Source organism: Pedobacter jaeyakensis (assembly GCF_054461315.1).
On sequence record NZ_CM136921.1, the window covers coordinates 1,878,343 to 1,903,465 of the forward strand.

The window sequence follows — 25,123 nt, forward strand, 5'->3', positions numbered from 1 at the left end:
TTGTTATTTTAATTTCCAAATTTAAAATTGTCTCTTTCCTTTTACAGTAGAAAAAAGTATCGGATATTGGCTTCACGACGGCTAAAAAGACCCTAATCTCTCATTATATTTGGCTTTGTTAAATTTTTATGGCAATACGAATTGATTTAAGAAGCGACACTGTGACCAAGCCAACACCAGGCATGTTGGAGGCAATGATGAATGCAAAAGTGGGTGATGATGTATTCGGAGAAGATGAAACAGTAAGTGCCTTGGAGGCAAAACTTGCTGCCACTTTTCAGATGGAAGCAGGAATGTTTTGTCCTTCCGGAACCATGACCAATCAAATTGCCATCAAATGCTTTACTAAGCCGATGGATGAAGTGATATGCGACCAGACCGCGCATGTTTACCGGTATGAGGGCGGTGGTATTGCCTATCATTCTATGGCTTCCGTACGTTTGCTCAACGGGCCGCGCGGTATTCTCACACCAGAAATGATTGAACCGGAAATTAATGAGCCAAATATCCATTACCCGGATTCTACCTTGGTGGTTTTGGAAAACACCGTTAATAAAGGGGGAGGCGCTTGTTATCAGCTCTCACAGATAGAATCGATCAGCGCACTTTGCAAAATTAAAGGTCTGAAGCTGCATCTGGATGGGGCCAGGATCTTTAACGCGTTAATTGCTACCGGAGACCAGGCAAATGGTTATGGTAAATACTTTGATGGGATTTCTGTTTGCCTTTCCAAGGGACTTGGCGCACCCGTTGGGTCAGTTTTGCTTGGTTCAAAAGAGACCATCAAAAGTGCAATTAAGATCAGAAAGGCATTTGGCGGTGGCATGAGGCAAGCAGGTTACCTGGCTGCCGCAGGAATTTATGCGCTTGATCACCATGTGGACAGGCTTGCGGAAGATCATCAGCATGCCAAAGCACTTTCAGCGGCCTTAAAAGAAGTAAGTTATGTAACTGATGTGATGCCGGTTGAAACCAATATTGTAATCTTTGAAGTAGCACCCGAATATAAAGCTACAGATATTGTGGAGCTATTTGCTTCAAAAGGTCTGGCTTGCAACACCACCAGTAGCAAAACCATAAGAATGGTTACGCATCTAGGTATTTCTCCTTCGTTAATTGACATGGCTGTAGGTATTATTAAAAATTTAAAATGAAGAAAATACTGATTGCCAACAGAGGAGAAATAGCCCTTCGAATTATGCGTTCGGCGCGGGAGATGGGCATAAAAACAGTAGCTGTTTTTTCAGAGGCTGATAGAAATGCATTACATGTCAGGTATGCTGATGAGGCAATATGCATTGGGCCCGCGCCGTCTAATCAATCTTACCTCGTTGCTGAAAAAATTATTGAGGCATGCATAAAAACTGGGGCCGAAGCAATCCATCCAGGCTACGGGTTTTTATCGGAAAATGCCGCCTTTGCCAGGCTGGTACGTGAAGCAGGGCTAATTTTAATCGGACCATCTCCTGAGGCAATGGAAATTATGGGGAATAAGCTTTCTGCGAAGGCGGCTGCATTAAAATACAACATTCCCATGGTTCCTGGTACTGAAGAGGCGATCACTGATATAGCGGAAGCTAAAAGTAGGGCGGTAGCAGTAGGTTTTCCAATACTCATCAAAGCCGCTGCAGGTGGTGGCGGAAAAGGCATGCGTATAGTCAATTCTAAAGAAGAATTTGAAGAACAAATGCAACTAGCGGTAAGTGAAGCGATCTCAGCATTTGGTGATGGAGCTGTTTTTATAGAACGTTTTGTGAGCTCTCCAAGACATATCGAAATCCAGGTTCTCGGCGATTCGCATGGTAATATCGTCCACTTGTTTGAACGCGAATGTTCTGTACAACGCCGGCACCAGAAGGTAGTAGAAGAGGCACCATCCAGTATACTCACTCCAGAAATGCGAGCGCAAATGGGAGCTTGTGCTGTCGACGTAGCAAGGGCTGTAAATTACGAAGGCGCAGGCACAGTAGAGTTTATCCTGGATGAAAACCTGGATTTCTTCTTTTTGGAAATGAATACTCGGCTCCAGGTGGAGCATCCGGTAACAGAACTGATAACAGGTTTAGATCTGGTGAAGGAACAAATTAAAATAGCCCGGGGAGAAGCGCTCAGTTTCCGGCAGGAAGACCTCAAGATCAGCGGACATGCAATTGAACTCCGGGTATACGCCGAAGATCCGGAGAATAACTTCCTGCCTGATATTGGCACGCTAGAGACTTACGTCGTCCCTAAAGGCAATGGTGTTAGGGTAGACGATGGTTTTGAACAGGGGATGGAAATTCCAATTTACTACGACCCAATGATTGCTAAGCTAATCACCTATGGGTCAACCCGTCAAGAAGCCATCAATAGAATGGTTAGAGCTATTGATGAATATGACATTACCGGTATTAAAACCACACTGAAATTTGGGAAATTTGTGATGCAACACGAAGCCTTTACCTCTGGTGAATTCGATACACATTTTGTGGGTAAGTACTTTAAACCTGATAGTTTATCTACCTCAGATCCTGATGAAGCATTGATTGCAGCGATTGCTGCAGTATTAAATATTCAAAAGGCTGGCTCTGGAAAAGAACAAAGCATGTTTGAGGCTACGGAAAGCAACTGGAGGAAGAACAGGCTCAAATTTTAATAAACATGTTTACAGGAATAATTGAAACTCTTGGTGAGGTCACGGCAATATTAAATGAAGGCAGTAATGTGCATTATACAATTGCATCTGCAATCAGCAGAGAACTTAAAGTAGACCAAAGTGTAGCACACAATGGTGTATGCTTAACGGTTGTTAAATTGGATGACCATACGCATATGGTTACCGCAATAGAGGAAACCCTTCAAAAATCAAATATAGGAAGCCTTAAAGTTGGTAGTAAAGTTAACCTGGAACGGTGCATGCAGATAAATGGCAGGCTTGACGGGCATATTGTGCAGGGGCATGTAGACCAGACTGCCGTGTGCATCAAAAGAACGGAACTGGACGGCAGCTGGGAGTATCGTTTTCAATATAACGTCAGCACTGGTAATGTTACCGTTGAGAAAGGCTCTGTCTGCGTAAATGGAATCAGCCTAACTGTTGTTTCCTCTGAAGACGATGCCTTTTCCGTTTTCATTATCCCCTATACTTTTGAACATACCAATCTTCAGGAGGTTCAGGTAAACGACACTGTTAATATTGAATTCGACATCATTGGAAAGTATGTTGCGCGATTGGTAAAACGGTAATTACTTTTTCAGTTCAGCAATTTTATTTTTAATGAAGATGACCAGTTTCGGTTGTTCTTTTTCGTTGACTGTTTTCAGGTATTGCTCATAATAACTGATGGCGTTCTTTTTGTCGTTAAGTTTGGTTTCATAAACCAATGCAATGTTATACAGTAAACTACCATTGTTCTCAAACAACAGGCCCCTTTTGTACGCTATATTGGCATCCTCATTTTTACCAATTTCTTCAAAAGAATCACCTAATAAACCGTAATAGGAAGCAATCTTATTGGATATGCCTTCTTTTATGGCTTTTTCAAAATAGGGTACAGCACTCTTATAGTCCTTAATACCCCGGTAGCTAAGCCCGATATTGTAGAACAGGCCTTCGTTATCGAAAGATTTATCATTAATGATCAAAAAATATTTTAAAGCATTTTTATAGTCAAGCTGCAGGAAGTAAGACTTCGCAAGGTTATTTAAAACAAAGGTAGAGCTGTCTCCATAACCTAATAATTTAGTGCCGGTGGCGATAGATTCTGTATACTTCTTGTTGGCCATGCTAATTGGCATTTTCATTTTCAACAATTGCAGGTTAGTAGTATCTGCTTGTAACGCAGGCTCCAGGATCTTACTTGCTTCAGCGAAAAAGTTGATTTTAAAATACAGTTCGCAAAGCTCAAAAGCCACTTCAGCATCAGTTGGGATCAAGGCATTTGCTTTTTTGAGGTTCTTTATTTTAGTCGTCGTCATATCCCCTTTATCCAACATTGCCAATTGCTTATAGGCGTTAAAATTGGTACTGTCCACTTTTAATACTTCCGCGTAATAACCTTTTGCTTTTTCATCATTGCCTCTTCTAATGTTGATGTTGGCTAAGCTAAACAACGTGGGCAAATTTGTTGGCTGCAGGGCATATAGCTTTAAATAGTTTTTTTCAGCATCAGGCAACCGGCCTGCCATCAAGTTGGCATATGCCAGTTGTGAAAGTTCCTTGGGATCTTGAGTGTCTTCCTTATAAACACTTTGGAGGTAAAGCGCCGCCTCGCTATACTTTTGTGTCTGGTAAAGTTCCAATAGCTTCTCATTATTTAATGCAGTTTGTGCCTGTAAAGCAGCAGCGCTTAAAAATATAAAGGCTATGAGCGTAATCACTAGTTTTTTCATATCGGGGGAAATTACAAACAACTAAAGTATTAGTTATTTATGGTCTATCCAAATTTAACTTCTTTGTCTTAAGTTTTTTTAACCAACCAACAATATGCCGGCCAAGTTTGGCATGTAGATTTGGCAAGGTAATTGGGTGATGCTATAAGTAAATAATTGATAACCTAACTAAAAAACAAAAATATGGATACTTTAAAAAAGTTTGAGCTGATGGAGAAAATTGTAAGAGAATTAGAAGACTTACAACATTCACAACAGGCGATTATACAAAAGATAGGTAAAATCGAAGTTGATAATATTGAGTTAAGTGATAAGAAATTGGATAAAGATCTTCCTGATATGCATCAGCGTGTAGCCGATAACTTGGAGACGATCAAGAGCATATTAGAATATTTTGCAGAGAAGACCGAAAACTTTGGTTCTAAAAATAATGTAGATGCTTTAAAAGAGCAGCAGGCCATAGACGAAGTAACTGGCCACTAATCATCCTATTAATTTGAATCAACGGGAAGGTGCAGACAAAATTTTGCACCTTTTCCTTTTTCACTGGTTACGGATATCGTGCCGTTATTTCTTTCCATAAAATCTTTACAGACAACGAGTCCTAATCCAGTTCCCTTCTCATTCATGGTACCTCGGGTAGATTGGTTCTCTCCACTGAATAATTTGTCAAGCACCTCTGGCGACATGCCCACACCATTATCCTCTATACAAAGTTTGATCTTGTGCGCTTTTGTATAAACTGCAAATATGTTGATCTCGCAGCCTTCATGACAGAATTTAATTGCATTATTAATGATGTTCCTGATTACAATTTGAATCATGAGCATGTCTGCATAAATCATCTCGCCTGGAAATACATCCTGAACAATTTTGATGTGCTTAGCCTCCGCTGAAGGCAAATGATAATTCACTTCATTTACAATCAACCCTTTTAAGTCAAAAAATTCCTTGTTGATGCCATATCCTTTCAGCTGACTTCTTGACCAGTGCAAGATATTTTCTAGCAAATCTGTGGTGTAGATGATGTCTTTACTAAGCGTAGGCGTCAGTTCTTTAAACTCCTCTGGGGAAATCAGGTCGTGAGATATCATCTTCAGTACCTCAGATAGGTTAACAAGTGGAGCCCTCAAATCATGCGCAATAATGGAAAATATCCGGTCCTTCAATTGATTTAACCGTTTTAACTCTTCTGCTTGTTGTTGCGAAATCTTTGCATCCTGCCTTAATAAAGTTAGGTCCTGCATTTTGATGATAATGGCCTCACTATTTAGTTGATTTTCGTTTAGGTAACCTATGTCCGCCTCGAGGTCATAAAGGCGACCATCGTTTTCTACCTTCAGTTCTATCTTTCCAGATTGATGCGCTTCAATAAATTTTATAAATTCGGGTTGTCCCGGAAGTAACTCACTAATACCCGAACCGATAATATTACTTTCTTTAACAAACGTCAGGTATTTTTTAAAGGCACGGTTGTAGTCGATAATCCTGTTTTTGTTGTCAAGTATAACAAAGCCGTCCTGCATGAGGTCCATTACTTTTTCACGCGCAACAGGTACGATATCAAAAAGCTTAAACCTGTATATAGCTATAGCAATTAAAAAAATAGTGGCTACAAAGGCAAAAGGAGTGATGTCTAAATTACCCATTGGCCTTATCCCAGTCACATATGCAATGTTGGCTATCCAGGGAATGAAAGAGGCAATAATGATCAGGTAATTTTGATTCCTGTAAATGGGATCTGCTTTTCTGAATTTGGTAAATAGTAAGTAGTTACCAATCCCTAGCAGCACATAGAAGTAAACAGTAAAAAGATGATATCCATAACCTGCATCTATCCTAACCATAGGGAAATAGCTGGAATAATCCATGCTAAGGCTGTTATAATAAAAATGATGGTACTGATTTGTCCAGACCAGGATCATCGTAGAAAAGGTGATCAGTAATAAGATACCAATGTTAAATGGTTTTTTGTACCATCGTTCTTTGCCGGAAAGATGTAAGCAGAATAGAAACCAGGTTAAGGGGAGTGTTGTGATGCCAACATATTCAATGTCAATAAATAACTTAATTTGACTGAGCGTGGAACTGGCCAATTCAAAACCGTATGCGATAGACCACACCGCATTTGTAAACATCATTATCGCGAAAAGCCTTACTGCACCACCTTCTTTTTTGAATACATAATAAGAAAGAAAAAGAGTAAGCTTGCCAAAGAAGATCAGGATGAGCGCGTAAACATTAAATTTCAAATCCATCACTAGTTATGCTTTAGCGTAGAAACGATATTTAAAACAAAATCATTAATATTCATATTTGATATATAAAAGTAAGCAATTAGTTTTGAATTTAAAATATTCCTATTTTTACTTAAATAAATAATTAATCGAGCACTAAACTTTATATTATGAAAAAAATAATTTTATCAGCACTCTTAATTTGCGCGGGGTTTGCCGGATACAGCCAGGTACTTCCGAGCTTTCAACTGGGCATTAAAGCGGGTACTAACCTTTCCAAACTGAGTACGGAAAATACCTTAAGCAGCGATAACCGCGCGGGGTACTATGCTGGTTTATGGGCACGTATAGGTGCTGCAGGTATTCATTTACAACCAGAGTTGTATTTGAGCGGAAAGAACACTACACTGAAAGATGCCAATGGATTGGAGAACAAAGTGAAATTTACCAGTTTAGATGTGCCAATTTTAGTAGGTACCAAAATTGGTGCTGCGGGTGTTGGATTAAGATTAAACACAGGTCCGGTTGTGTCTTTTATCCTGAGTGATGACCAGTCTTTGGGACAAGCTGCAAGCAGTGCATTTTCTGGTAACTTTAAAGGACAGAATTTTGCATGGCAATTTGGTGCAGGTTTAGATGTCAGTAAGCTGGGTATTGATTTAAGGTTTGAACAAGGCCTTTCTAAAATTGGTGAGAATGGCTATAATGATACAAAATTGAGACTATTCACTATTGGATTAGCTTATAAGTTATTCTAATAAAAGGTAAGTTTTCAACATTTATTTTAAAAGGGTGAACATTCAGTGTTTACCCTTTTTTTTGGCAATAAAATTGATACTGAGGCCTTACTAACTCAATCTAAACTGTCATGAATATCAAAGAACTATTGCTAAACGGACAAAGCTTCCTGGAAATGCTTAAACAATTTTCAATTGATGCGGCAAATGTCAAAATACAGGACGAAGATGTAATTCTTAATGATCAAAATCTTGAACATCGTGAAATCGTTAAAGAAAGCATTTGTATTGAAGGTAGAAACCAGCAAGGGATAGTTAATTTCTTCGGTACGCTGCACTTTAATATCTTGAGTAAACTCGCTGTATTCGAAATGCAGGGCTTTGAGCAGATCCACCAACCTAAAGCTGCTTAGGTTTCTTTGGGAACTTCCTTTATTTCATAATTATAGGTCCCTTTTATTGGTCGGATAGGTGTTTCTCTGGAATCACTCAGTATTTTAACATAACAAGCGCCAAAATAAAATATAAAGGAAGAATAAAATACGAACAACATGATCAACACAATTGATCCTGAGGTGCCGTATATATTGCCAATGCCGCTAAGTGGTAACATGATCCTCAATATGTATTTACCAATGGTGAACAATACACCTGTAAGTATACCGCCTCTGAATGCAGTTATCCAGGTTGGTCTGCCGTTTGTTAAATACCTGAATAATACGGTAAACCAGGTAGTTACGATTGCCACGAATAACAACTGGTTCAATGCAGAAAGAAATATCTTACCAACGGTAGGTGAGGCATTATTGATGTACCCGCCAATAAATGCCTGCATACTATCTGTCATAAAGCCCGTGATAAACAACATACCCGCCAGTAGGATGATCACCATCGACCTGGCACGTAGTTTCAATTTAAAAAGAAAGCCCGATTTGGCGCTGATCCCAATAGACCAAATCTGGTCCATAGAGTTTTTGATGACGTTGAAAAGGGTAGTAGCAACAAAAAGAAAAAACACAAAACTGAGTAAAGTTGCATACCATTGATGGTCAATTCCCCGGATATTCCTAAGCGTTTGCCTGATCTGCAATGTGCTGCTGGCGTCAAGAATCTCTGCAAGTCTTTCAAATAATCTCGAAGCCAGTATTTTTCTATCGATAAAAAAGCCGAACAATCTGATTAGTATCAATAGGATTGGGGGTAATGCGAAATTGGCAAAGAATGCTGTGGCACCGGCAAGGCGTAAGGGATCATTTTTTTGAAATAGCGCAAAGGCGTCCTTAAGCCTGGTAAAAAGAAGTTTTGTTCTGCTAATAATGTTTACTGCCATTCCCGCATTGATATCACAGCCCGAAAATAGTAAATATTATTTAAGCTGCGGAAAGTAAAAGCCGGATAGCCATTTACAAAAAAGAGGACAGCTGAATCACCCGCTGCCCTCCCCAGTTTTTGAATGAATAAGAGATCTTATAAATTACCCCTTAACTCTTGCTCGCGTTCCAGAGATTCGAACAGCGCTTTGAAATTTCCTGCACCAAAGGACTGTGCCCCTTTGCGCTGGATGATCTCAAAAAATAATGTTGGCCTGTCTTCCACAGGTTTTGTAAATATTTGTAGCAAATAACCCTCCTCATCACAATCAACCAGTATGCCCAGCTCTTTCAGTTGTGCTATTTCTTCATCAATTTCACCTACTCTCGTCGGCATCATGTTGTAATAGGCTTCAGGGGGTGCACTTAAAAACTCAACCCCTCGAGCTTTTAAAGTTTTAACGGTACTAAGGATATCCTTCGTAGCTACCGCAATATGTTGCACCCCTTCGCCTTCGTAATATTCCAGGTACTCCTCAATCTGTGATTTTTTCTTGCCTTCTGCCGGCTCGTTGATCGGAAATTTGGAGAACCCGTTGCCATTGCTCATTACCTTGCTCATCAAGGCAGAGTATTCTGTATTGATTTGTTTATCGTCGAAAGACAGGATATTCACAAAGCCCATCACTTCTTCATACCACTTTACCGTCTCATCCATTCTGTTCCATCCCACATTGCCTACGCAATGGTCTATGTACAGCAAACCAGCATCCGAAGGGTTATAGTCACTCTTCCAATCCTGATAACCCGGTAAAAAAGTGCCGTTATAATTCTTTCTTTCTATAAACATGTGAACCGTTTCTCCATAGGTGTAGATTCCGGAAATTTTCACTTCTCCATGTTCATCTTTCTGAGTATATGGAGCAACATAAGGTTTTGCGCCTCTTTTTGTGGTTTCTTCAAATGCACTATACGCATCATCTACCCAAAGGGCCAATACCTTCACACCGTCACCGTGCTTTAACGCATGGGCCGCTATTGCACTGTCAGATTTAAGACCTGACGTTAATACCAGTCTGATTTTACCTTGTTGTAAGACATAAGATGAACGGTCGCGAACCCCCGTTTCCGGACCGGCGTAAGCTAATGATTGGAATCCAAAAGCCGTTTTGTAATAATGTGCGGCCTGTTTGGCATTACCTACATAGAACTCAATATAATCCGTGCCGTTTATCGGGAGGAAATCTTGTGCCTTGGCAATTTTCTCTGCAAATGTTTGTGTTGACATTATTCTGTTTTTTTATGATAATATTAGTTTCTTACTGCCAGCTCTTGTAATAGGACTCATCTTCAATGCCAATTGCATAATCTGTAAGCATTAAAGGCCTAAAGGGATCTATCATTACCGCCAGTTCATCGGTACTTTCCTTGCCAATAGACTTCTCAACCGAACCTGGGTGCGGACCGTGCGGAATGCCACCAGGGTGGAGGGTAATCTGGCCTTTAACTACACTTTTACGACTCATAAAATCGCCGTCAACATAATAAAGTACCTCATCACTGTCTACATTACTGTGGTTGTATGGCGCAGGAATCGAAAGTGGGTGGTAGTCGTACTTTCGTGGTACAAATGAGCAGATCACAAAATTATGTCCCTCAAATGTTTGATGCACAGGCGGCGGCTGGTGTAGCCTGCCGGTAATTGGCTCAAAGTCATGAATAGAAAAAGCCCATGGATAATGAAAGCCGTCCCAGCCAACAAAATCGAATGGATGGGTTCCATATACATATGGATAGATCAAGCCTTGTTTTTTAATTAAAACTTTGAAATCTCCATGTTCATCATTCGTCTCTAAATCTGTGGGTTTCCGGATGTCCCTTTCGCAATAAGGCGAATGCTCCATCAACTGACCATATTCATTGCGGTACCGTTTTGGTGTGCGGATCGGACTAAAGCTTTCTACGATGAAAAGACGGTTTTGCGCATTGTCAAATTGAAGCTGATAAATGGTTCCACGAGGGATCACCAAATAATCTCCATACTTAAAGCTAATCTTTCCAAAACCCGTTTTAAGTATGCCGGTGCCCTCATGAATGAAGATCACCTCGTCTGCCTGACTGTTTTTATAAAAATAATCAGTCATGGATTTTCTTGGCGCAGCCAAAGAAATATGGAGATCGCTGTTCACCAGCACCGGCTTCCGGCTCTCCAAGTAATCATCCTCGGGTTTGATGTTAAAACCGATCAGGCTGGTGTGCTTCAGGTGTCGTTCCCTTGCAATCTTTGGTTCAACACTATAAGGTTCTCCGAGAGCTTTTACAATTGTTGGCGGATAACAGTGGTAAACCAGCGAATACAGACTGGAAAATCCTTCTGTTGAAACCAGTTCTTCTGCATACAATTGTCCGTCAGGTTTACGAAAAACCGTATGGCGCTTAGCAGGTATGTTTCCTAACGTATGGTAAATAGGCATAGTTGAGGCAATTAGGTTAAATAAGAAAATAATAGCGATTAAAACGTTAAAAACGTTTTACAGGAGGTGCCGGAAAATGAGTCTTATGAAAAGGAATACTGAGCGAAGATCAGCTTAGACAACATGGCATACCTAAAAGAAGACAGTGCCTGCCTTGCAATTTGATCCTGATATGTGATTTCGTAATGTGTCATCTATTTCGTCTGCTAAATTAAGTAATAAAAATTACATAGTCCAAACTCTATATATTTTATTATACCTATCGATAGTTTTATAACCACCTTTGACCGAATTTTATATAGCTTTGAACAACCTAATTTAAATCATATATGAAGCTGGTATCTTATAAAACAGAGGACATCGAACACCTTGGTGTTTTTGTAAACGGTCATATTTACAACCTGAACTCCTGCGATAAATTATTGCCTGATAACATGGCTGAATTTTTAAAAGGCGGTGAAGTATTAATGGATCGTGCAAAAAAGGTTAATGCGCAGATCAGTTCAAAAGAAATTGAGCCTAAAGAAGAAGTTTTTTATGAAATTCTCGCACCCGTTCCTCATCCAACCTCTTGCAGGGATGGTTATGCATTCAGGCAGCATGTTGCTGCTGCCCGTAGAAACCGTAAAGTGGATATGATTCCACAGTTTGATCAATATCCAATCTTCTATTTCACCAACCACAATGCGGTGCAAGGTCCCGGAGAAATAGCCTGCATGCCTGATCATTTTGATAAATTGGATTTTGAACTTGAAGTTGCCATCGTAATTGGGAAGCAAGGAAGGAATGTAACTGCTGCAGAGGCCGACAGCTATATTGCAGGTTATATGGTGATGAACGATATGAGTGCAAGAACCCTTCAAATGGAAGAAATGCTGTTAAATCTTGGGCCTGCAAAAGGGAAAGACTTCTCTACCGTAATTGGACCGTGGCTGGTTACTCCCGAGGAATTGGAACCCTATAAAACTAAGGCGAAGGAGGGGCATGTTGGTAATGCCTATGATCTCAAAATGACCTGTACCGTTAACGGCATACAACTGTCTGAAGGTAACATGGCAGATATGGACTGGACCTTCGCAGAAATCATTGAGCGTTGTGCTTATGGTGTCGATATTCTGCCAGGTGATGTGATTGGCTCTGGTACAGTAGGTACCGGATGCTTGCTGGAACTTAACGGTACGGGTTTGCTCAATGACCCAAATTATCAAACCCAGTGGCTTCAGGATGGCGATATTGTAGAAATGGAAATTACAGGCTTAGGCCGTTTAAGCAACGTCATTAAAAAGGAAGATACCGATTTCTCTATACTGGCATTAAAAAAATAAGTATCAATGTTAACCGTTAATACATCAGACCTTAGTCCGGCGCAATTGCAAAACTATCTTCAGTATGCCATTGCGCCGCGACCAATCTGTTTTGCCACTACCATTGATCTGGCCGGTAACATCAACCTCAGCCCCTTTAGCTTCTTTAATCTGTTTAGTACCAACCCGCCATTATGTATCTTTTCGCCTGCCCGAAGGGTGAGGGACAATACCACTAAACACACCTTGGAGAACGTACTCGAGGTAAAAGAATGTGTGATCAATATTGTTAATTACCCCATGGTTCAGCAAATGAGCCTGGCCAGTACAGAATATGCAAAAGGTATTAATGAGTTTGAAAAGGCAGGCTTTACCATGCTTAACTCAGAACTGGTTAAGCCGCCAAGGGTTAAAGAGGCCCCGGTGCAAATGGAGTGCATCATTAAAGAAGTTATCAGTCTGGGCGAAAATCCCGGTGCCGGTAACCTGATCCTCGCAGAAATTAAACTGATACACATCAATGAAGATATCCTGGATGCCGACGGGAAAATAGATCAGGAAAAGATAGACCTGGTAGCCCGTTTAGGGGGCGACTGGTATTGCCGCGTTACTGCAGATAATTTGTTTAAAGTTCCAAAGCCGCTCACTACCCTAGGAGTAGGTGTGGATGCATTGCCAAAAGCAGTAAGGCAGTCTATGGTGCTCACCGGTAATGATCTTGGTTTGTTAGGCAATAACGAAAGTTTACCGACTCAGGAAGAAATTGATGCAATGATGAATATACCGCAGGTAAAAGAGATTATGGATGCTACTATAGGCGACCCCTCCAATCGCGACCGGGAACTGCATCAACTTGCACATCACTTCTTAAGAGAAGGAAAAGTAGCAGATGCCTTGAAAATAGTGTTGCTGTAATCAGAACCTTCATCATCTCGCTACGCTTGTATTGAGACTAGGCTTTGCTTATAATATACTGATCACTTTGATGAAACGCTTTTTGTAGAAACCCTCATTTAAACTAGAGATGGTAACACCACGTGCATTTCCAGAAGAGGAATGGATGAACTTTACTTCATCGCCATTTATTGAATATACAATGCCAACGTGGCCCGGCGTTCTTGATCTGCTATTGGTGCCGGTAAATAATATGACATCACCAATCCTCGCATCCTGAATTTTCTTACCCTCGCTACTCGCTGCAAAATCACGTGAAGAACGGGGTACTTTAAAACCAAAGTTGCTGAATACATAGTTAACGAAACCCGAGCAATCAAACCCGCGGGTTGGACTGCTTGATGCGGCACGGTAACGAATACCCAACATGGATTTAGCAAAATCAAGAAGTGAGCTGGGATTGGTATTGTTAACAATGCTTTCCTTTTCTTTCTGCTCAGGAAGCTGGTTCATCAGTTTTTTTACCATTTGCTGGTACTCAACCGGTATCGTAGTTTGCGACTTTGCAACCGACACGCTAAAACAAATTAAACTGAAAAGTATAATGGTTTTCTTCATATCAACGAGCCCAATATATAGATAAATATCTTTGGGCGTATAAAATGTGGAAAACTTGTTAAGGTGTTGTAACTGCCACTGGTAAAGTTTTACCATTAAAGAAACGATGACCAGTTTTGGCGAAGTCGGCCACATATTTACCCATCTCAAAAGCCATCACCGGCGACTGGTAACCCGGGAAAGCTTGTTCCAGCATTTCTGTCTGCGCAGAGCCCAAGGCCAGGCAGTTAATTTTTACTCCAGATTCCACCAACTCCTGGGCCAAGCACTCGGTTAGCGTATGCAAAGCAGATTTACTGGAAGAATAAGCAGATAAGCCAGGAAACTTCACACTCCCCTGAAAACCACCCATACTGCCAATGTTTAAGATGTGGCCACCAGAAACCATTAGCGGCAACACATGCTGGATCATGTTAAAATGCCCCATCACATTACTCTCCAGCATTTGCCACATATCAGCTGCAGTTGTTTCCAAGAATGGTTTATTCACTAACGAGCCAGCATTGTTAATCAGGATATCTACTGTGCCCAGCCTTTCTTTCAAAAACGGCACTAAGGCTGCATAATCATCATTTACAATATCAAATTCTACAGGAAGCAAAGTGCAATCTGGCGTTATGCCTTTCGCAATCTCCAATAATTTACGCAGCTTATCTGCGCTTCGCGCGATACAAACTACTTTGTTCTCCTTATTCAGCGTAAATTCTAAAGCGGTTTCAAAGCCAATTCCGCTACTTGCTCCTGTAATTACAATGTTCATTAGTCTTCAATCGTTATCAGCTGACTAACTGGATTTGCAATCACATGCAAACCATCATTAATCAACTTGGTATGGTCTTTCTCGTTCAAAGCTTTCATTTCCAGGTAAATTCTTACTTCCTTCGCCAAATCAGCATAGATTGCATTGTGATGCAAAATCTCCAATATTTCCAGCGAAGCCAGCCAATCATGCCTGTGCTCGGTCTTCAAACTTTTAAAAAGCTCGTGTAAAAATAGGTCACTTTCCTCACCCTGCCGAATTTCGCGTATTTTTTTATAGATTCCATGCAACTTAAGTGTTTTCTCATCATAAGAAACCTGGTGCGTCTGTTGTTTGCTAACAGGAGCCAGTTCCTCGTAGGCCTCTTTATCTGCGGCTCCATTAAATACAGAAACTATCTTTTCTCCAATAGCCAGATCATATCTGCCCCATTCCGGCTTAAACAAAATGTTGCCGTTTTTTTCTTTAACTGTGCAGTTGTTAAACTCAATTAAAAATGTCCTTCCTTCCGTCTGGTGAATGACCATAATTGTTCCCTTTACAGTAATGCCGCTTTCAAATTCCAGTTCGGCATCAAACATAGGGCGTATGCCACAATCCATTAATTCTAGCAAAGACATGTCTTCAATTGGCTTATCAATACCCAATAGCTTGCCAACGGGTGAAGAAAAACCGTCTTTATGATAGTCCTTACCATGATCTGATAATTGTTTGTTATCAATTGATAATGCGGAAGGGCCAGTGGTTTTGATGAAAGTAAGCTCATCATCTTTATTTAAACCCAAATCAGTAAACACACCGGTAACTTGTAAGCCAGAACTGTACACCGCCGTTGCCACATTTTTACAAGCTACGGCTTTCAACATCCCCTCCGCACCACCTGTGCGGAATGCCATGGTGTTTGCAAAACCTTCCAGCACATCAATCAGATTTTGAAACGTTTCAGTAACAAATAATTGTGGCTGTGTTTTGGTAATATCATAAGAATAATCTACTGTATGCTGATTGTACCAAAGCTTCTTAACATCCCGCTGCATACAGCTGGCACTCTCGCCAATGGACGAAAGGAGTCCTGCACCATATATTTTAGGGTCTTCCAGTGTGCCGATCAAACCGTATTCCACTGTCCACCAATGAAGCCTGCCCAGCAATGCCATCTCAGAAGGCTCGCCCATATCTTCGGAGATCCGTTGCAACTGCCGCTCAGCTTTGGCAATTGCTGCCGGAGGGGTATCTATGGCTTCCTTTAAAATGGACAATGCCCTGATGGCTTCATAAAGCTCAAAGTCTTTAGCAGAGAACATGGCTTTAGCACCAATAGACCCGAAATAACTTAAATAACTATTGTAATCTGCATCAGCAATAATAGGAGCGTGACCAGCAGATTCATGGATAATATCGGGAGCAGGTGTATATTCAATGTGGTTGATCTGCCGGATGTCGGCCGCAATGACCAATACCCGGTAAGCCTGGTATTCCATAAACGCCGCAGGCGGAATAAACCCGTCAACCGTAACTGCACCCCAGCCAATTTTACCAAGATTGTCATTCATAGTTTGCAGGTTAGGGATATATTCTATACTCAATCCCGCACGGTTAAGTCCTTTTATATAAGGGTAATAAGCAACGTCTTTAAGGTAGCTGTAGTTTTGGCGCATAACATATCTCCAAACGGCCTGATCTACCGGAGTATATTTTTCATAATGCTGCTCCACAATAAATTGCCTCAAATGTCTGGGCAAAGCAGCAACCTGCGGATTATTAAAATCGTTAAAATCGCTCATTTCGGACTATAAAAAGTTAGTTGAGTAAAGTTAATTACTTTTTACTTCTTAACCCTAAAAGTGAAATGCTTTTGAGAAAAGTAGCTGAAAACAGAAAGGATAACCGTGATGGTAATCTTGGAAACGGTAGGATAAAATCCGAATGCCTCAACCAGCACTTTAAATAGTGCATAGTTCAATAATACATTGGTGGCGTAGACAGAAAGATACCTAAAAAGCTGAATACGGCCTTTTAAGTCCGATTGTGTAAAGATCAAGTATTTGTTTAATACAAATCCGATACTGAAAGTGATTACAGATTCAATGGCAAGGGCAGCAATAGGAGCGGTAATTAAATTAGGTAAAAAAGGTACGTTAAGATGTACGTCTTTTTGATGCAGGATCCAGTTGTAGCAAATGTAATAAACGATAACCCCTGATGCTGCAGTGCTTCCTCCAGATACCAAATAACGGAAAGTATGCAAGGGTAACCAACGCGAGAAAGGGGGATAAAAAAAGTCTATTATTCTTAATAAGGCTTTGCGCATTCAGCTCATTTATATTGCTGCAAAGTTATCAGAACCTTTTAGAATACCATGTAACAAATCATTTATCTGCAATAGATTTTATTCTCTGGGCAGGGCAACAAAATCCGTCACTGAACAATATTTGTACCCTTTATGAGGCTGGATGCTTACGCCTATAAAAGTAAACTTGTAATCGTCATTGATAATTATTTTTCTATGCCCAAGATCTGGAACTCCTCTGTCCAGCAATAACATACAGATGTTCGCCAAACCTGAAGAGTAACCAAAAGCCAGGTTCTCGCCGCAGGCTTTTCTTGGGTACATCTTTCCGATCCTGTCTTTCACTGTCCGGCCATCCAGAGAATTATGTGTTGCATAATTGTTCTTGTTCATGTCTTTAGCATGCTGCTTAGATACCCAGCTCATGGCCTCATCCGGCCAAAATGCAGGCAAACCTTTTGTTGCTTTCAGGTCGTTTTCTAAACTCTTGTAATACTTATCCGTACGCGAAATTTTCAGCTCACTGTAATTGCTGTACTTTTGCATTTGCCTGTTGTGCTGCTCTATGTAGTCCTGAAAATAAGTGTTAAAGAACTTCTCACCATCCATTCTAACCAGGTTCATATAGATGACCATGTCCTTTTCCTCGCCGCTTAGGTATTTGGCATCTCCGGCGGTATTTGCGTTTCTTAATTCCTCTTTAGACCAGGAATACTCTTCTTGATTGATGGTATTCTCTGCAGGGAAAATGGAGATGTGCAGTGCCAGGAAAATGATCAGACTAATTGTGTGCATATGGTTATGACACAAAATTTAGGCCTTAGTTTAGCAAAACAATCAAATAAATAAAATTGTGGCAAGGGCTAAGGCAAAATGGTTACCTCTCCAAGGTATTCGTTAGTGGATGCAAAATCGAGTTCTTTTGAATAAAAGCTGATGTAACAATGCACACTTTTGCCCCAGAAACCCATTGGTGCTTCTAGTCTTATTGCACTTGATTCTCTTACACCTCCATCAGTTAATACGTAGAAACCCTCTTCATCGGGACAATATAATACCAGCAATACCTGATCATCTGCTGCCCGCAAATTGTTGTACGGACCATTTGTCCAGGTAAAATCAATTGACTTAGGTTCGTTGGAGGCCACATTTGGCGACCACGTACCGTGTAAATCACCCTTACTGATTACCAAATTAGGAAAATCAATATACATCTCTGGATGTGTGCCGGTTACACTATGGCTCATATTGTAAGAAAGTGCGCCATTCATTGCAGATGTTTGGGTATAATTTTGAAAGCAGATCTCAATAATTTCCTCAATTCCTAAAAGGAAGCCCCTCAGCAGGCTCATTTTCATTCTCTGCGTTAATTGTTTTACTGATGCTGGCTTATTTGAAATCCTTGGTAAGCTACGCATGTAATCAATACCACGCCATGATGCACCAATCACGGCACCTATTTTTCCTGAAAAGGCACCTAATATTCCATTTTTGTATTTACCCATCTATTTTTGGCATTAATTTAAATTGATTGTTAAATTAATTATTTTTTCCTGCCTAACCAAATAGAGTATGGTTCTGGAAAAGTAGTGGATTAGTAGATATGATGATATAGGCAAAGTGTCACCTTGTACACACCTTCGTCACATTTTCTTCACAAAAAAGTACCTCATTGTGACTTTGGTGTGAACGAGGTGTGAATAATATGTGAATATGCTTATACTTTGTGAAGAAGTTGGTAAGTTCTTGTTCCTATTCCAGTCCAATTAGTCCTAAACGAAAAATGCCCGTTTTGATTAAAACGGGCATTATATTTTTGATTGGAAGTTTACTATTGCAATAAATTTTTCCAGCTGGTTTTGCTTTCAATTAGCGACTGCAAATCTTTAATTTCAATACGTTGTTGCTCCATAGTGTCGCGGTGACGAATAGTAACAGTATCATCTTCCAGTGTTTGGTGATCGATGGTTAAGCAGAAAGGAGTACCAATGGCATCTTGTCTTCGGTAACGCTTACCAATAGCATCTTTTTCTTCATAAATACAATTGAAATCCAATTTTAAGCTGTTCATGATCTCTCTTGCTTTTTCAGGAAGTCCATCTTTTTTGGTCAGTGGGAAAATAGCCACCTTCACAGGCGCCAGGCAAGGGTGCAAACGTAAAAGTGTTCTGCTGTCCTGCTTATCTTCAGTACTTAGATCCTCTTCTTCGAAGGCATTGATCATGGTTAACAAGAACATCCTGTCTAAGCCGATGGAAGTTTCAATTACGTAAGGAATATAATTTCCGTAAGGTTTGCCTTCTTCGTTTAGCTCAGCGTCAAAATATTGCATTTTTTTACCTGAATACTCCTGATGCTGGGAAAGATCGAAATCTGTGCGGCTGTGGATACCCTCTACCTCTTTAAATCCAAATGGGAATTCAAACTCAATATCAGTTGCAGCATTTGCATAGTGCGCTAGTTTTACGTGATCGTGGTAACGGTATTTTTCTGCTGGGGTACCCAAAGCGGTATGCCATTTTAGGCGGGCTTCTTTCCAGTAAGCAAACCATTTCTTGTCCTCACCGGGGCGAACAAAGAACTGCATTTCCATTTGTTCAAATTCACGCATGCGCATGATAAACTGACGGGCAATAACTTCGTTTCTAAAAGCTTTACCTATTTGGGCTATACCAAATGGGATTTTCATCCTACCTGATTTTTGCACATTAAGGAAGTTGACAAAAATACCCTGTGCAGTTTCTGGTCGCAAATAAACCTCTTCAGAACCTTCAGCCATGGCACCAAATTGAGTGCTAAACATTAAGTTAAACTGCCTTACTTCGGTCCAGTTTTTTGTGCCGCTAACGGGGCACGCAATTTCATGCTCTTCTATTAAGGTTTTAAGCAAGGGAAGGTTTTCAGCTTTGAGGGCATCATCCATATCTGCCTGAAGTTTGGCAGCTTTATCTGTTTTGCCGTCCTTTTCGTAGCGGGCAATTTTATCTTCCAGCAGCTGATCTGCACGGTAACGTTTCTTGGAATCCTTGTTATCGATCATGGGATCGTTGAAGCCGTCAACATGACCGCTTGCTTTCCAGATCTTTGGGTGCATAAAAATAGCAGAATCAATACCTACTATATTCTCATGCATTTGCACCATGGCTTTCCACCAATAAGATTTAATGTTGTTCTTTAATTCAGCCCCAAGCTGTCCGTAATCGTAAACTGCGCTTAGTCCGTCATAAATTTCACTGCTCTGGAATACGAAACCATATTCCTTGGCATGTGATATCACATTTTTAAATTGCTCGTCGTTGGTGTTTTTTGCCATAATAGTGCAAACTTAGAAAAAATATGTTAATGGTTTTCATGAATGCACGGGTGTTTTTTCTACTTTTGAGTGTATTGCGCACCACTTGCACCTTACTTGTAGTTTGCTTGCGCCCTGCATGTCATTGCGAGGTACGAAGCAATCTCATAGTACAGGGGATTGCTTCGTACCTCGCAATGACGATTGTAAATCAGGTATAGTACATATAGTATGTCGATGACCACCGATTGACATTAAGAGCATACGCATATACTAACTCAAGACAGATAAAACATAAGCGTAAATACAATTTATATTAAAATAGACAATAAAATAACCCCCATATAGGATTAACCTAAAACACATTGAGCATTAAAGTACAAAACCTTTCTAAACATTATGATAAGCAAAAAGCGGTAAACAATATCAGCTTTGAGGCTGGTCCGGGTAAGATATTGGGGTTTTTGGGGCCAAACGGTGCAGGGAAATCTACTACGATGAAAATGCTGGCGGGTTATCTTCAACCTACATCCGGAACGGCAGAACTTGGAGGTTTTGATGTGCTCGGGCAGGCAATTGGGGTTAAGCGTGTGCTGGGTTATCTGCCAGAGAATACGCCCTTATATAATGACATGTACGTTAAAGAGTTTCTTGGGTTTGTAGCCAGTACTTACGGCTTGAAGGATGTTACAAGGAAAGTGGATATCGCGATAGCACAGGTTGGACTGGAATCTGAACAGCACAAGAAAATCAGCATGTTGTCTAAAGGCTACAAACAACGGGTAGGTTTGGCGCAAGCAATAATTCATGACCCGCAGGTATTGATACTGGATGAGCCCACCTCAGGTTTGGACCCAAATCAGTTGGCAGATATTCGTGAATTGATTAAAGAGCTGGGTAAAAAACGTACAGTTATCCTTTCCACCCACATTATGCAGGAGGTAGAAGCATTATGTGAGCAGGTTATTTTGATCAGCAAGGGAGTTATTGTAGCAAATTCTAGTCTGGCTGATCTTAAGAAAGCCCATGCTCCATTGTCTTTGGAAGCTATTTTCAGGAAACTCACGGCTTAAAACTTATTTCATCCCATTGCCTAAATTTCTCTACACTTAGGATCTTAAATTATAAGGCTGACTATTAGTTGTTTATAGTCAAATGCTCGACTTCAATATCCCGTTGGCCTGGAATTTGTAATTATGTGTTCAATCAAATTAAATATTAGACATATTAATTTTTAAGATCATGAAAAGATTACTTTTAACAACAGCAATAGCAGGAATTTTAGGATTTAGCAGTGTTAACGCACAAACAAAAGATGTAGCCATGACTGGCTCTAAAATCGGTATCGGCGCTGAGTTTGCTTTTCCAACGGGGAACTTCGGTGATGCATTTGATTTGGGGTACGGAGGTTCATTGCAATTTCAAACACCAATTGCAAATAAATTGAACTTCATTGCAACTGGTGGTTATTTAAACTTTACCGGGAAAGATATACCTGGAACAGGTGGTACAGTTAAAGTTGCAGACTTTGGAGTCGTGCCTTTGAAAGTTGGTGCAAGATATTTCTTAACTGAGAACTTTTACGCAGGTGGTGAGCTAGGTGCTGCAATTGGAACAAGTAAAGGTTCTGAAACTGCATTTATTTATACTCCACATATTGGAGTTGAGTTTCCAGTAGCAGATAAGAGTACTATCGACTTGGGTGCAAGATATGAGGCTTGGTCTAACAACGGCACTTCAAGGTTTGTTGGCTTAAGATTGGCTTATAACTTTGGTTTGTAAGTAGAAAACATAAGTAATTAAAAGGCCTGCCTCTTTCTGGAGACAGGCCTTTTTTGTTTCTATTGTCTTAATCACTTATATTTCCTAATATCGCTGATTAATAAAAATACTGTTTAAATGAAGAGATTTTTAGTATCGCTGGCGTTCTGTTGTCTTGTGGGTTCATTGGCTGTACATGCCCAAAAGAGCGGACCAGTAGTGGGTATCGGGTTTGATTTTGCATTTCCGCAAAGCAATTTTGGTAACCATGCTAGCTATGGTGCCGGCCCTTCTATTGTGTTTCAGAATGGCATCAGTAAGAACTTAAACTATACCATTAGCCTTGCTTACTTGAAGTTTAATGGAGATGGGGAATTTGTGAATGTAAAATACCGTGAAGGTTTCGTGCCAATTAAGGTTGGCTTAAGGTACTTCTTCGGCGAATATCTATACGGAGGCGGAGATGCCGGTGTATCTCTTTCATCGGCAAATGGATCGGGCAGCGGCACATCATTCGCCTATGCGCCTACCATTGGTGCTGCTTTTCCGGTAAGCAAAAGTGGTAGCCTGGATTTTGGTATTAGATACGAAGGCTGGTCCAGGAGTACAGGCACAAGGTCTTTCATTGGCCTCAGAGCCGGTTATAATTTCTAGTCTGCCGATATGTACGCAGTATTTAAACGGGAACTGTTCAGCTTGCTGAATTCGCTGATGGCTTATATCACCATCGGTGTTTTTTTGTTGGCTACTGGTTTATTACTTTGGTTATTTCCCGATACTTCTATACTGGAATACGGTTATGCAGAACTTTCTGGCTTCTTTAACCTCGCGCCTTTCTTGTTCCTATTTCTGATCCCGGCACTAACCATGCGTTCTTTTGCCGAGGAAAGAAGGGAGGGGACCTACGTGCTATTGGCAACCAGGCCATTGAGCGACTGGCAGATTATACTAGCCAAGTATTTCTCCTGTTATTTACTGGTGATTTTTTCACTGCTACCAACTGTAGTTTACTATATTTCAGTTTATAAACTTGCACTACCCATTGGAAATGTAGACGGCGGTGCTGTCATTGGATCTTATATTGGTCTTTTGTTATTGAGTGCAGCATTTACTGCAATAGGGATTTTTGCCTCGTCCATCACTAAAAATCAGGTGATCGCCTTCGCGGTTTCCGTCTTTATTTGCTTTATAGCTTATATGGGTTTTGATGCCCTGAGCGGGATATTTGGATTAAGAGCATTAGAAGGCATTTTGCTTAATTTAAGTGTAAACCAACATTACCAATCCATAAGCAGGGGTGTGCTGGACACGCGTGACCTAATTTACTTTATCACTTTTGTCCTTGTCTTTTTAGGTTTAACGAAGTGGATCCTGGGAGGCAGAAAATGGTAAAGCAGGGTAATAAAAAGCTCGTTAATGCACTTGGGTTTTTAGTAGCAATTGTATTACTGAATGTATTGGCACAATACTTTTACCTGCGTATAGATTTTACAAAAGATAAGCGGTTTACTTTAAATCCGGCTACCCGTTCCTTATTAGGGGATGCGAAAAAGCCAGTTACGATTACCGTGTTCCTGGATGGGGATTTGCCGGCGGCCTTTAAACGGTTGAAAAATGCAACGGCTGATTTGCTTAACGATTATAAGGGTTACGCGGGGAGTAATGTTCAAGTAAAGTTTGTAGACCCGATAGCTGGCTTGTCTGGAGCAGATCTGGATAGCACACTGAGCTATTTGCATAAATTGGGTATTGAGCCAACAACAATAGATATCAAGAACAACAATGGCTTTGCGCAAAAAACGCTTTTCCCGATGGCACTTGTAGAAGGCGATGGTTTGGGATTTCCGGTGAAGTTATTGCAAAATCTTGATCCGGGGGTTAGTTATGAAGAGCGCATCAACAGTGCTGTAGAGAACCTGGAATATAGTTTTACTGCTGCTGTGCAAAAAGTGCTGACAGGATTACACCCGAGAATAGGATTTACAGAGGGTAACGGGGAATTAAATGATGCGCAGCTTAGTGATGCGATAAACAGCTTGTCGGACACCTACGAAGTGGGCAGGGTAAACCTGGACGTGATTGATAAAAGCGGACTCGATAAATTAAAGCTAATTGTAATTGCTAAACCTCAGCGGGAATTTACGGAGGCCGAGAAATATAAGCTGAACTATTTTGTAATGAACGGAGGCAGGATACTTTGGAGCATAGACCAGGTAAGTGCAGAGCTGGACAGCATGGGTAGAAAAGGCGAGCAACTGGCATTCAATAAGAAGCTAAACCTGGACGATATGCTGTTTATGTACGGCGCCCGGATAAATTATAACCTGATAGCCGATGCCAATTGTGCTGAGATACCCTTAAGCACAGACGGGGGCCAGGGACAGATTCAAATGGCACCATGGGTATATTATCCTTTATTGATACCGGATACCAGCAGCACAGTTGTGAAAAACATAGATGGGATAAGGTCCGAATTTGTAAGTACAGTGGATACGATTGGCGTTAAGGGATTAAAGAAAACGGTTATCCTACGTAGTTCTGGCTTCAATAAGGTGCACAATACGCCTAAATTATTGTCCTTACAGATGGTGGCTGAGCAACCCGATCCGCGCGATTATGCCGGGACATCACAGGCCACCGGTGTACTGATAGAAGGCAGCTTTCCTTCTGTATTTCTTAATAGGTCTGTGCCCGATGGTATTGCAGAAAATTATGAGGTCCCTGCACAAAGTAAAGCTGGTAAAATGGTGGTAATAGGAGATGGAGATATCTTTAAAAACCAGGTAAGCAGCAAGGATGGTTCGATTTTTCCCTTGGGTTACGACAGGTATTCGCAGCGTTCTTTTGGAAATAAATCTCTGTTATTGAACCTTGCCGACTACCTGGCGAACGACAATAACCTAATCGTTTTACGGAATAAGGAAGTGAAGATCAGGTTGCTGGATAAAGCCAGGCTTAGGACTGAGAAAATGCAATGGCAATTGATTAATATTGGGGCTCCGCTGGCAATGTTAATATTGTTTGCGATTTTTCAACATTATTACCGCAAACATAAGTATGCAAGGTAATTTTTAT

25 protein-coding genes are annotated in these 25,123 nt (G+C 40.7%); 13 read left to right on the forward strand and 12 right to left on the reverse strand.

Going from position 1 to position 25,123, the window contains the following annotated elements:
• Window positions 1-128 precede the first annotated feature (128 nt).
• Genes ACXZ1K_RS08325 through ACXZ1K_RS08335 form a run of 3 tightly spaced genes read left to right on the forward strand, consistent with a single transcriptional unit; the run spans window position 129 to window position 3,225 of the window.
• Complete coding sequence (locus ACXZ1K_RS08325) at window positions 129-1,154, forward strand: threonine aldolase family protein (RefSeq protein ID WP_458972920.1); 1,026 nt, start codon at window positions 129-131, stop codon at window positions 1,152-1,154.
• Entirely contained in the window at window positions 1,151-2,635 is a 1,485-nt protein-coding gene (accC, locus tag ACXZ1K_RS08330; RefSeq protein WP_458972921.1) for an acetyl-CoA carboxylase biotin carboxylase subunit, read from the forward strand. Before ACXZ1K_RS08325 ends, accC begins: the two co-directional genes overlap by 4 nt.
• Window positions 2,636-2,640: 5 nt before the next feature.
• Window positions 2,641-3,225: a riboflavin synthase gene (locus ACXZ1K_RS08335; RefSeq protein ID WP_458972922.1), complete on the forward strand. Its 585-nt coding sequence runs from the start codon at window positions 2,641-2,643 to the stop codon at window positions 3,223-3,225.
• Here ACXZ1K_RS08335 and ACXZ1K_RS08340 read toward each other — a convergent pair whose 3' ends face one another.
• A complete protein-coding gene (locus ACXZ1K_RS08340) occupies window positions 3,226-4,371 on the reverse strand; it encodes a tetratricopeptide repeat protein (RefSeq protein WP_458972923.1) in 1,146 nt (381 codons plus the stop codon). It lies immediately after the preceding gene.
• Window positions 4,372-4,554: 183 nt separating this feature from the next.
• Here ACXZ1K_RS08340 and ACXZ1K_RS08345 point away from each other — a divergent pair, with 183 nt between their 5' ends.
• Window positions 4,555-4,854 (forward strand): hypothetical protein, encoded by a 300-nt coding sequence (locus ACXZ1K_RS08345; protein WP_458972924.1) that lies wholly within the window; start codon window positions 4,555-4,557, stop codon window positions 4,852-4,854.
• Window positions 4,855-4,862: 8 nt separating this feature from the next.
• Here the strand turns inward: ACXZ1K_RS08345 and ACXZ1K_RS08350 are convergent, their stop codons facing one another.
• On the reverse strand, window positions 4,863-6,629 hold the full coding sequence (locus ACXZ1K_RS08350) for a sensor histidine kinase (RefSeq protein ID WP_458972925.1): 1,767 nt from the start codon (window positions 6,627-6,629) through the stop codon (window positions 4,863-4,865).
• Between the two features lie 149 nt (window positions 6,630-6,778).
• Between ACXZ1K_RS08350 and ACXZ1K_RS08355 the strand changes: the two genes are divergently transcribed.
• A complete protein-coding gene (locus ACXZ1K_RS08355; RefSeq protein WP_458972926.1) occupies window positions 6,779-7,366 on the forward strand; it encodes a porin family protein in 588 nt (195 codons plus the stop codon).
• A 110-nt stretch (window positions 7,367-7,476) separates the two neighbouring features.
• The gene (locus ACXZ1K_RS08360; RefSeq protein ID WP_458972927.1) at window positions 7,477-7,758 is read left to right on the forward strand and encodes a hypothetical protein; all 282 of its coding nucleotides are present in this window, start codon (window positions 7,477-7,479) and stop codon (window positions 7,756-7,758) included.
• Here the strand turns inward: ACXZ1K_RS08360 and ACXZ1K_RS08365 are convergent.
• The 3 genes from ACXZ1K_RS08365 to ACXZ1K_RS08375 all read right to left on the reverse strand — a co-directional run bounded on the left by ACXZ1K_RS08365 (window position 7,755) and on the right by ACXZ1K_RS08375 (window position 11,129).
• Window positions 7,755-8,675 (reverse strand): YihY/virulence factor BrkB family protein, encoded by a 921-nt coding sequence (locus tag ACXZ1K_RS08365; protein ID WP_458972928.1) that lies wholly within the window; start codon window positions 8,673-8,675, stop codon window positions 7,755-7,757. The two genes, ACXZ1K_RS08360 and ACXZ1K_RS08365, sit on opposite strands and share 4 nt — an antisense overlap.
• A 137-nt stretch (window positions 8,676-8,812) precedes the next feature.
• Complete coding sequence (gene hppD / locus ACXZ1K_RS08370; protein ID WP_458972929.1) at window positions 8,813-9,943, reverse strand: 4-hydroxyphenylpyruvate dioxygenase; 1,131 nt, start codon at window positions 9,941-9,943, stop codon at window positions 8,813-8,815.
• A 31-nt stretch (window positions 9,944-9,974) separates the two neighbouring features.
• On the reverse strand, window positions 9,975-11,129 hold the full coding sequence (locus ACXZ1K_RS08375) for a homogentisate 1,2-dioxygenase (protein WP_458972930.1): 1,155 nt from the start codon (window positions 11,127-11,129) through the stop codon (window positions 9,975-9,977).
• Between the two features lie 329 nt (window positions 11,130-11,458).
• Here ACXZ1K_RS08375 and ACXZ1K_RS08380 point away from each other — a divergent pair, with 329 nt between their 5' ends.
• Both ACXZ1K_RS08380 and ACXZ1K_RS08385 read left to right on the forward strand, forming a co-directional pair.
• A complete protein-coding gene (locus tag ACXZ1K_RS08380) occupies window positions 11,459-12,454 on the forward strand; it encodes a fumarylacetoacetate hydrolase family protein (RefSeq protein ID WP_458972931.1) in 996 nt (331 codons plus the stop codon).
• Between the two features lie 6 nt (window positions 12,455-12,460).
• Complete coding sequence (locus ACXZ1K_RS08385) at window positions 12,461-13,348, forward strand: flavin reductase family protein (protein ID WP_458972932.1); 888 nt, start codon at window positions 12,461-12,463, stop codon at window positions 13,346-13,348.
• 48 nt (window positions 13,349-13,396) lie between these two features.
• Here the strand turns inward: ACXZ1K_RS08385 and ACXZ1K_RS08390 are convergent, their stop codons facing one another.
• The 7 genes from ACXZ1K_RS08390 to ACXZ1K_RS08420 form a co-directional block, all read right to left on the reverse strand.
• A complete protein-coding gene (locus tag ACXZ1K_RS08390; RefSeq protein ID WP_458972933.1) occupies window positions 13,397-13,945 on the reverse strand; it encodes a C40 family peptidase in 549 nt (182 codons plus the stop codon).
• Window positions 13,946-14,003: 58 nt separating this feature from the next.
• Window positions 14,004-14,705: an SDR family NAD(P)-dependent oxidoreductase gene (locus ACXZ1K_RS08395; RefSeq protein ID WP_458972934.1), complete on the reverse strand. Its 702-nt coding sequence runs from the start codon at window positions 14,703-14,705 to the stop codon at window positions 14,004-14,006.
• The gene (locus ACXZ1K_RS08400; protein WP_458972935.1) at window positions 14,705-16,489 is read right to left on the reverse strand and encodes an aromatic amino acid hydroxylase; all 1,785 of its coding nucleotides are present in this window, start codon (window positions 16,487-16,489) and stop codon (window positions 14,705-14,707) included. Before ACXZ1K_RS08400 ends, ACXZ1K_RS08395 begins: the two co-directional genes overlap by 1 nt.
• 41 nt (window positions 16,490-16,530) lie before the next feature.
• Window positions 16,531-17,016, reverse strand: coding sequence for a GtrA family protein (locus tag ACXZ1K_RS08405; RefSeq protein ID WP_458972936.1), 486 nt, complete (start codon window positions 17,014-17,016; stop codon window positions 16,531-16,533).
• A 78-nt stretch (window positions 17,017-17,094) separates the two neighbouring features.
• Window positions 17,095-17,790, reverse strand: a complete 696-nt coding sequence (locus ACXZ1K_RS08410) for a CAP domain-containing protein (RefSeq protein ID WP_458972937.1) — start codon at window positions 17,788-17,790, stop codon at window positions 17,095-17,097.
• Window positions 17,791-17,858: 68 nt separating this feature from the next.
• Entirely contained in the window at window positions 17,859-18,500 is a 642-nt protein-coding gene (locus ACXZ1K_RS08415; RefSeq protein ID WP_458972938.1) for a DUF6266 family protein, read from the reverse strand.
• A gap of 326 nt (window positions 18,501-18,826) precedes the next feature.
• Complete coding sequence (locus ACXZ1K_RS08420) at window positions 18,827-20,308, reverse strand: glycine--tRNA ligase (protein WP_458972939.1); 1,482 nt, start codon at window positions 20,306-20,308, stop codon at window positions 18,827-18,829.
• Between the two features lie 344 nt (window positions 20,309-20,652).
• On the opposite strand from ACXZ1K_RS08420, the gene ACXZ1K_RS08425 reads away from it, so the two are divergent.
• The 5 genes from ACXZ1K_RS08425 (at window position 20,653) to gldG (ending at window position 25,116) form a co-directional block, all read left to right on the forward strand.
• Window positions 20,653-21,360, forward strand: a complete 708-nt coding sequence (locus tag ACXZ1K_RS08425) for an ATP-binding cassette domain-containing protein (protein ID WP_458972940.1) — start codon at window positions 20,653-20,655, stop codon at window positions 21,358-21,360.
• A 169-nt stretch (window positions 21,361-21,529) separates the two neighbouring features.
• Window positions 21,530-22,069 carry a hypothetical protein gene (locus tag ACXZ1K_RS08430; protein WP_458972941.1) on the forward strand — a complete coding sequence of 180 codons (540 nt, stop codon included), beginning with the start codon at window positions 21,530-21,532 and terminating at the stop codon, window positions 22,067-22,069.
• A 117-nt stretch (window positions 22,070-22,186) separates the two neighbouring features.
• Complete coding sequence (locus ACXZ1K_RS08435) at window positions 22,187-22,702, forward strand: hypothetical protein (RefSeq protein WP_458972942.1); 516 nt, start codon at window positions 22,187-22,189, stop codon at window positions 22,700-22,702.
• A gap of 9 nt (window positions 22,703-22,711) precedes the next feature.
• A complete protein-coding gene (gene gldF / locus ACXZ1K_RS08440; protein WP_458972943.1) occupies window positions 22,712-23,440 on the forward strand; it encodes a gliding motility-associated ABC transporter permease subunit GldF in 729 nt (242 codons plus the stop codon).
• The gene (gene gldG / locus ACXZ1K_RS08445; RefSeq protein ID WP_458972944.1) at window positions 23,434-25,116 is read left to right on the forward strand and encodes a gliding motility-associated ABC transporter substrate-binding protein GldG; all 1,683 of its coding nucleotides are present in this window, start codon (window positions 23,434-23,436) and stop codon (window positions 25,114-25,116) included. Before gldF ends, gldG begins: the two co-directional genes overlap by 7 nt.
• Window positions 25,117-25,123: the final 7 nt, after the last annotated feature.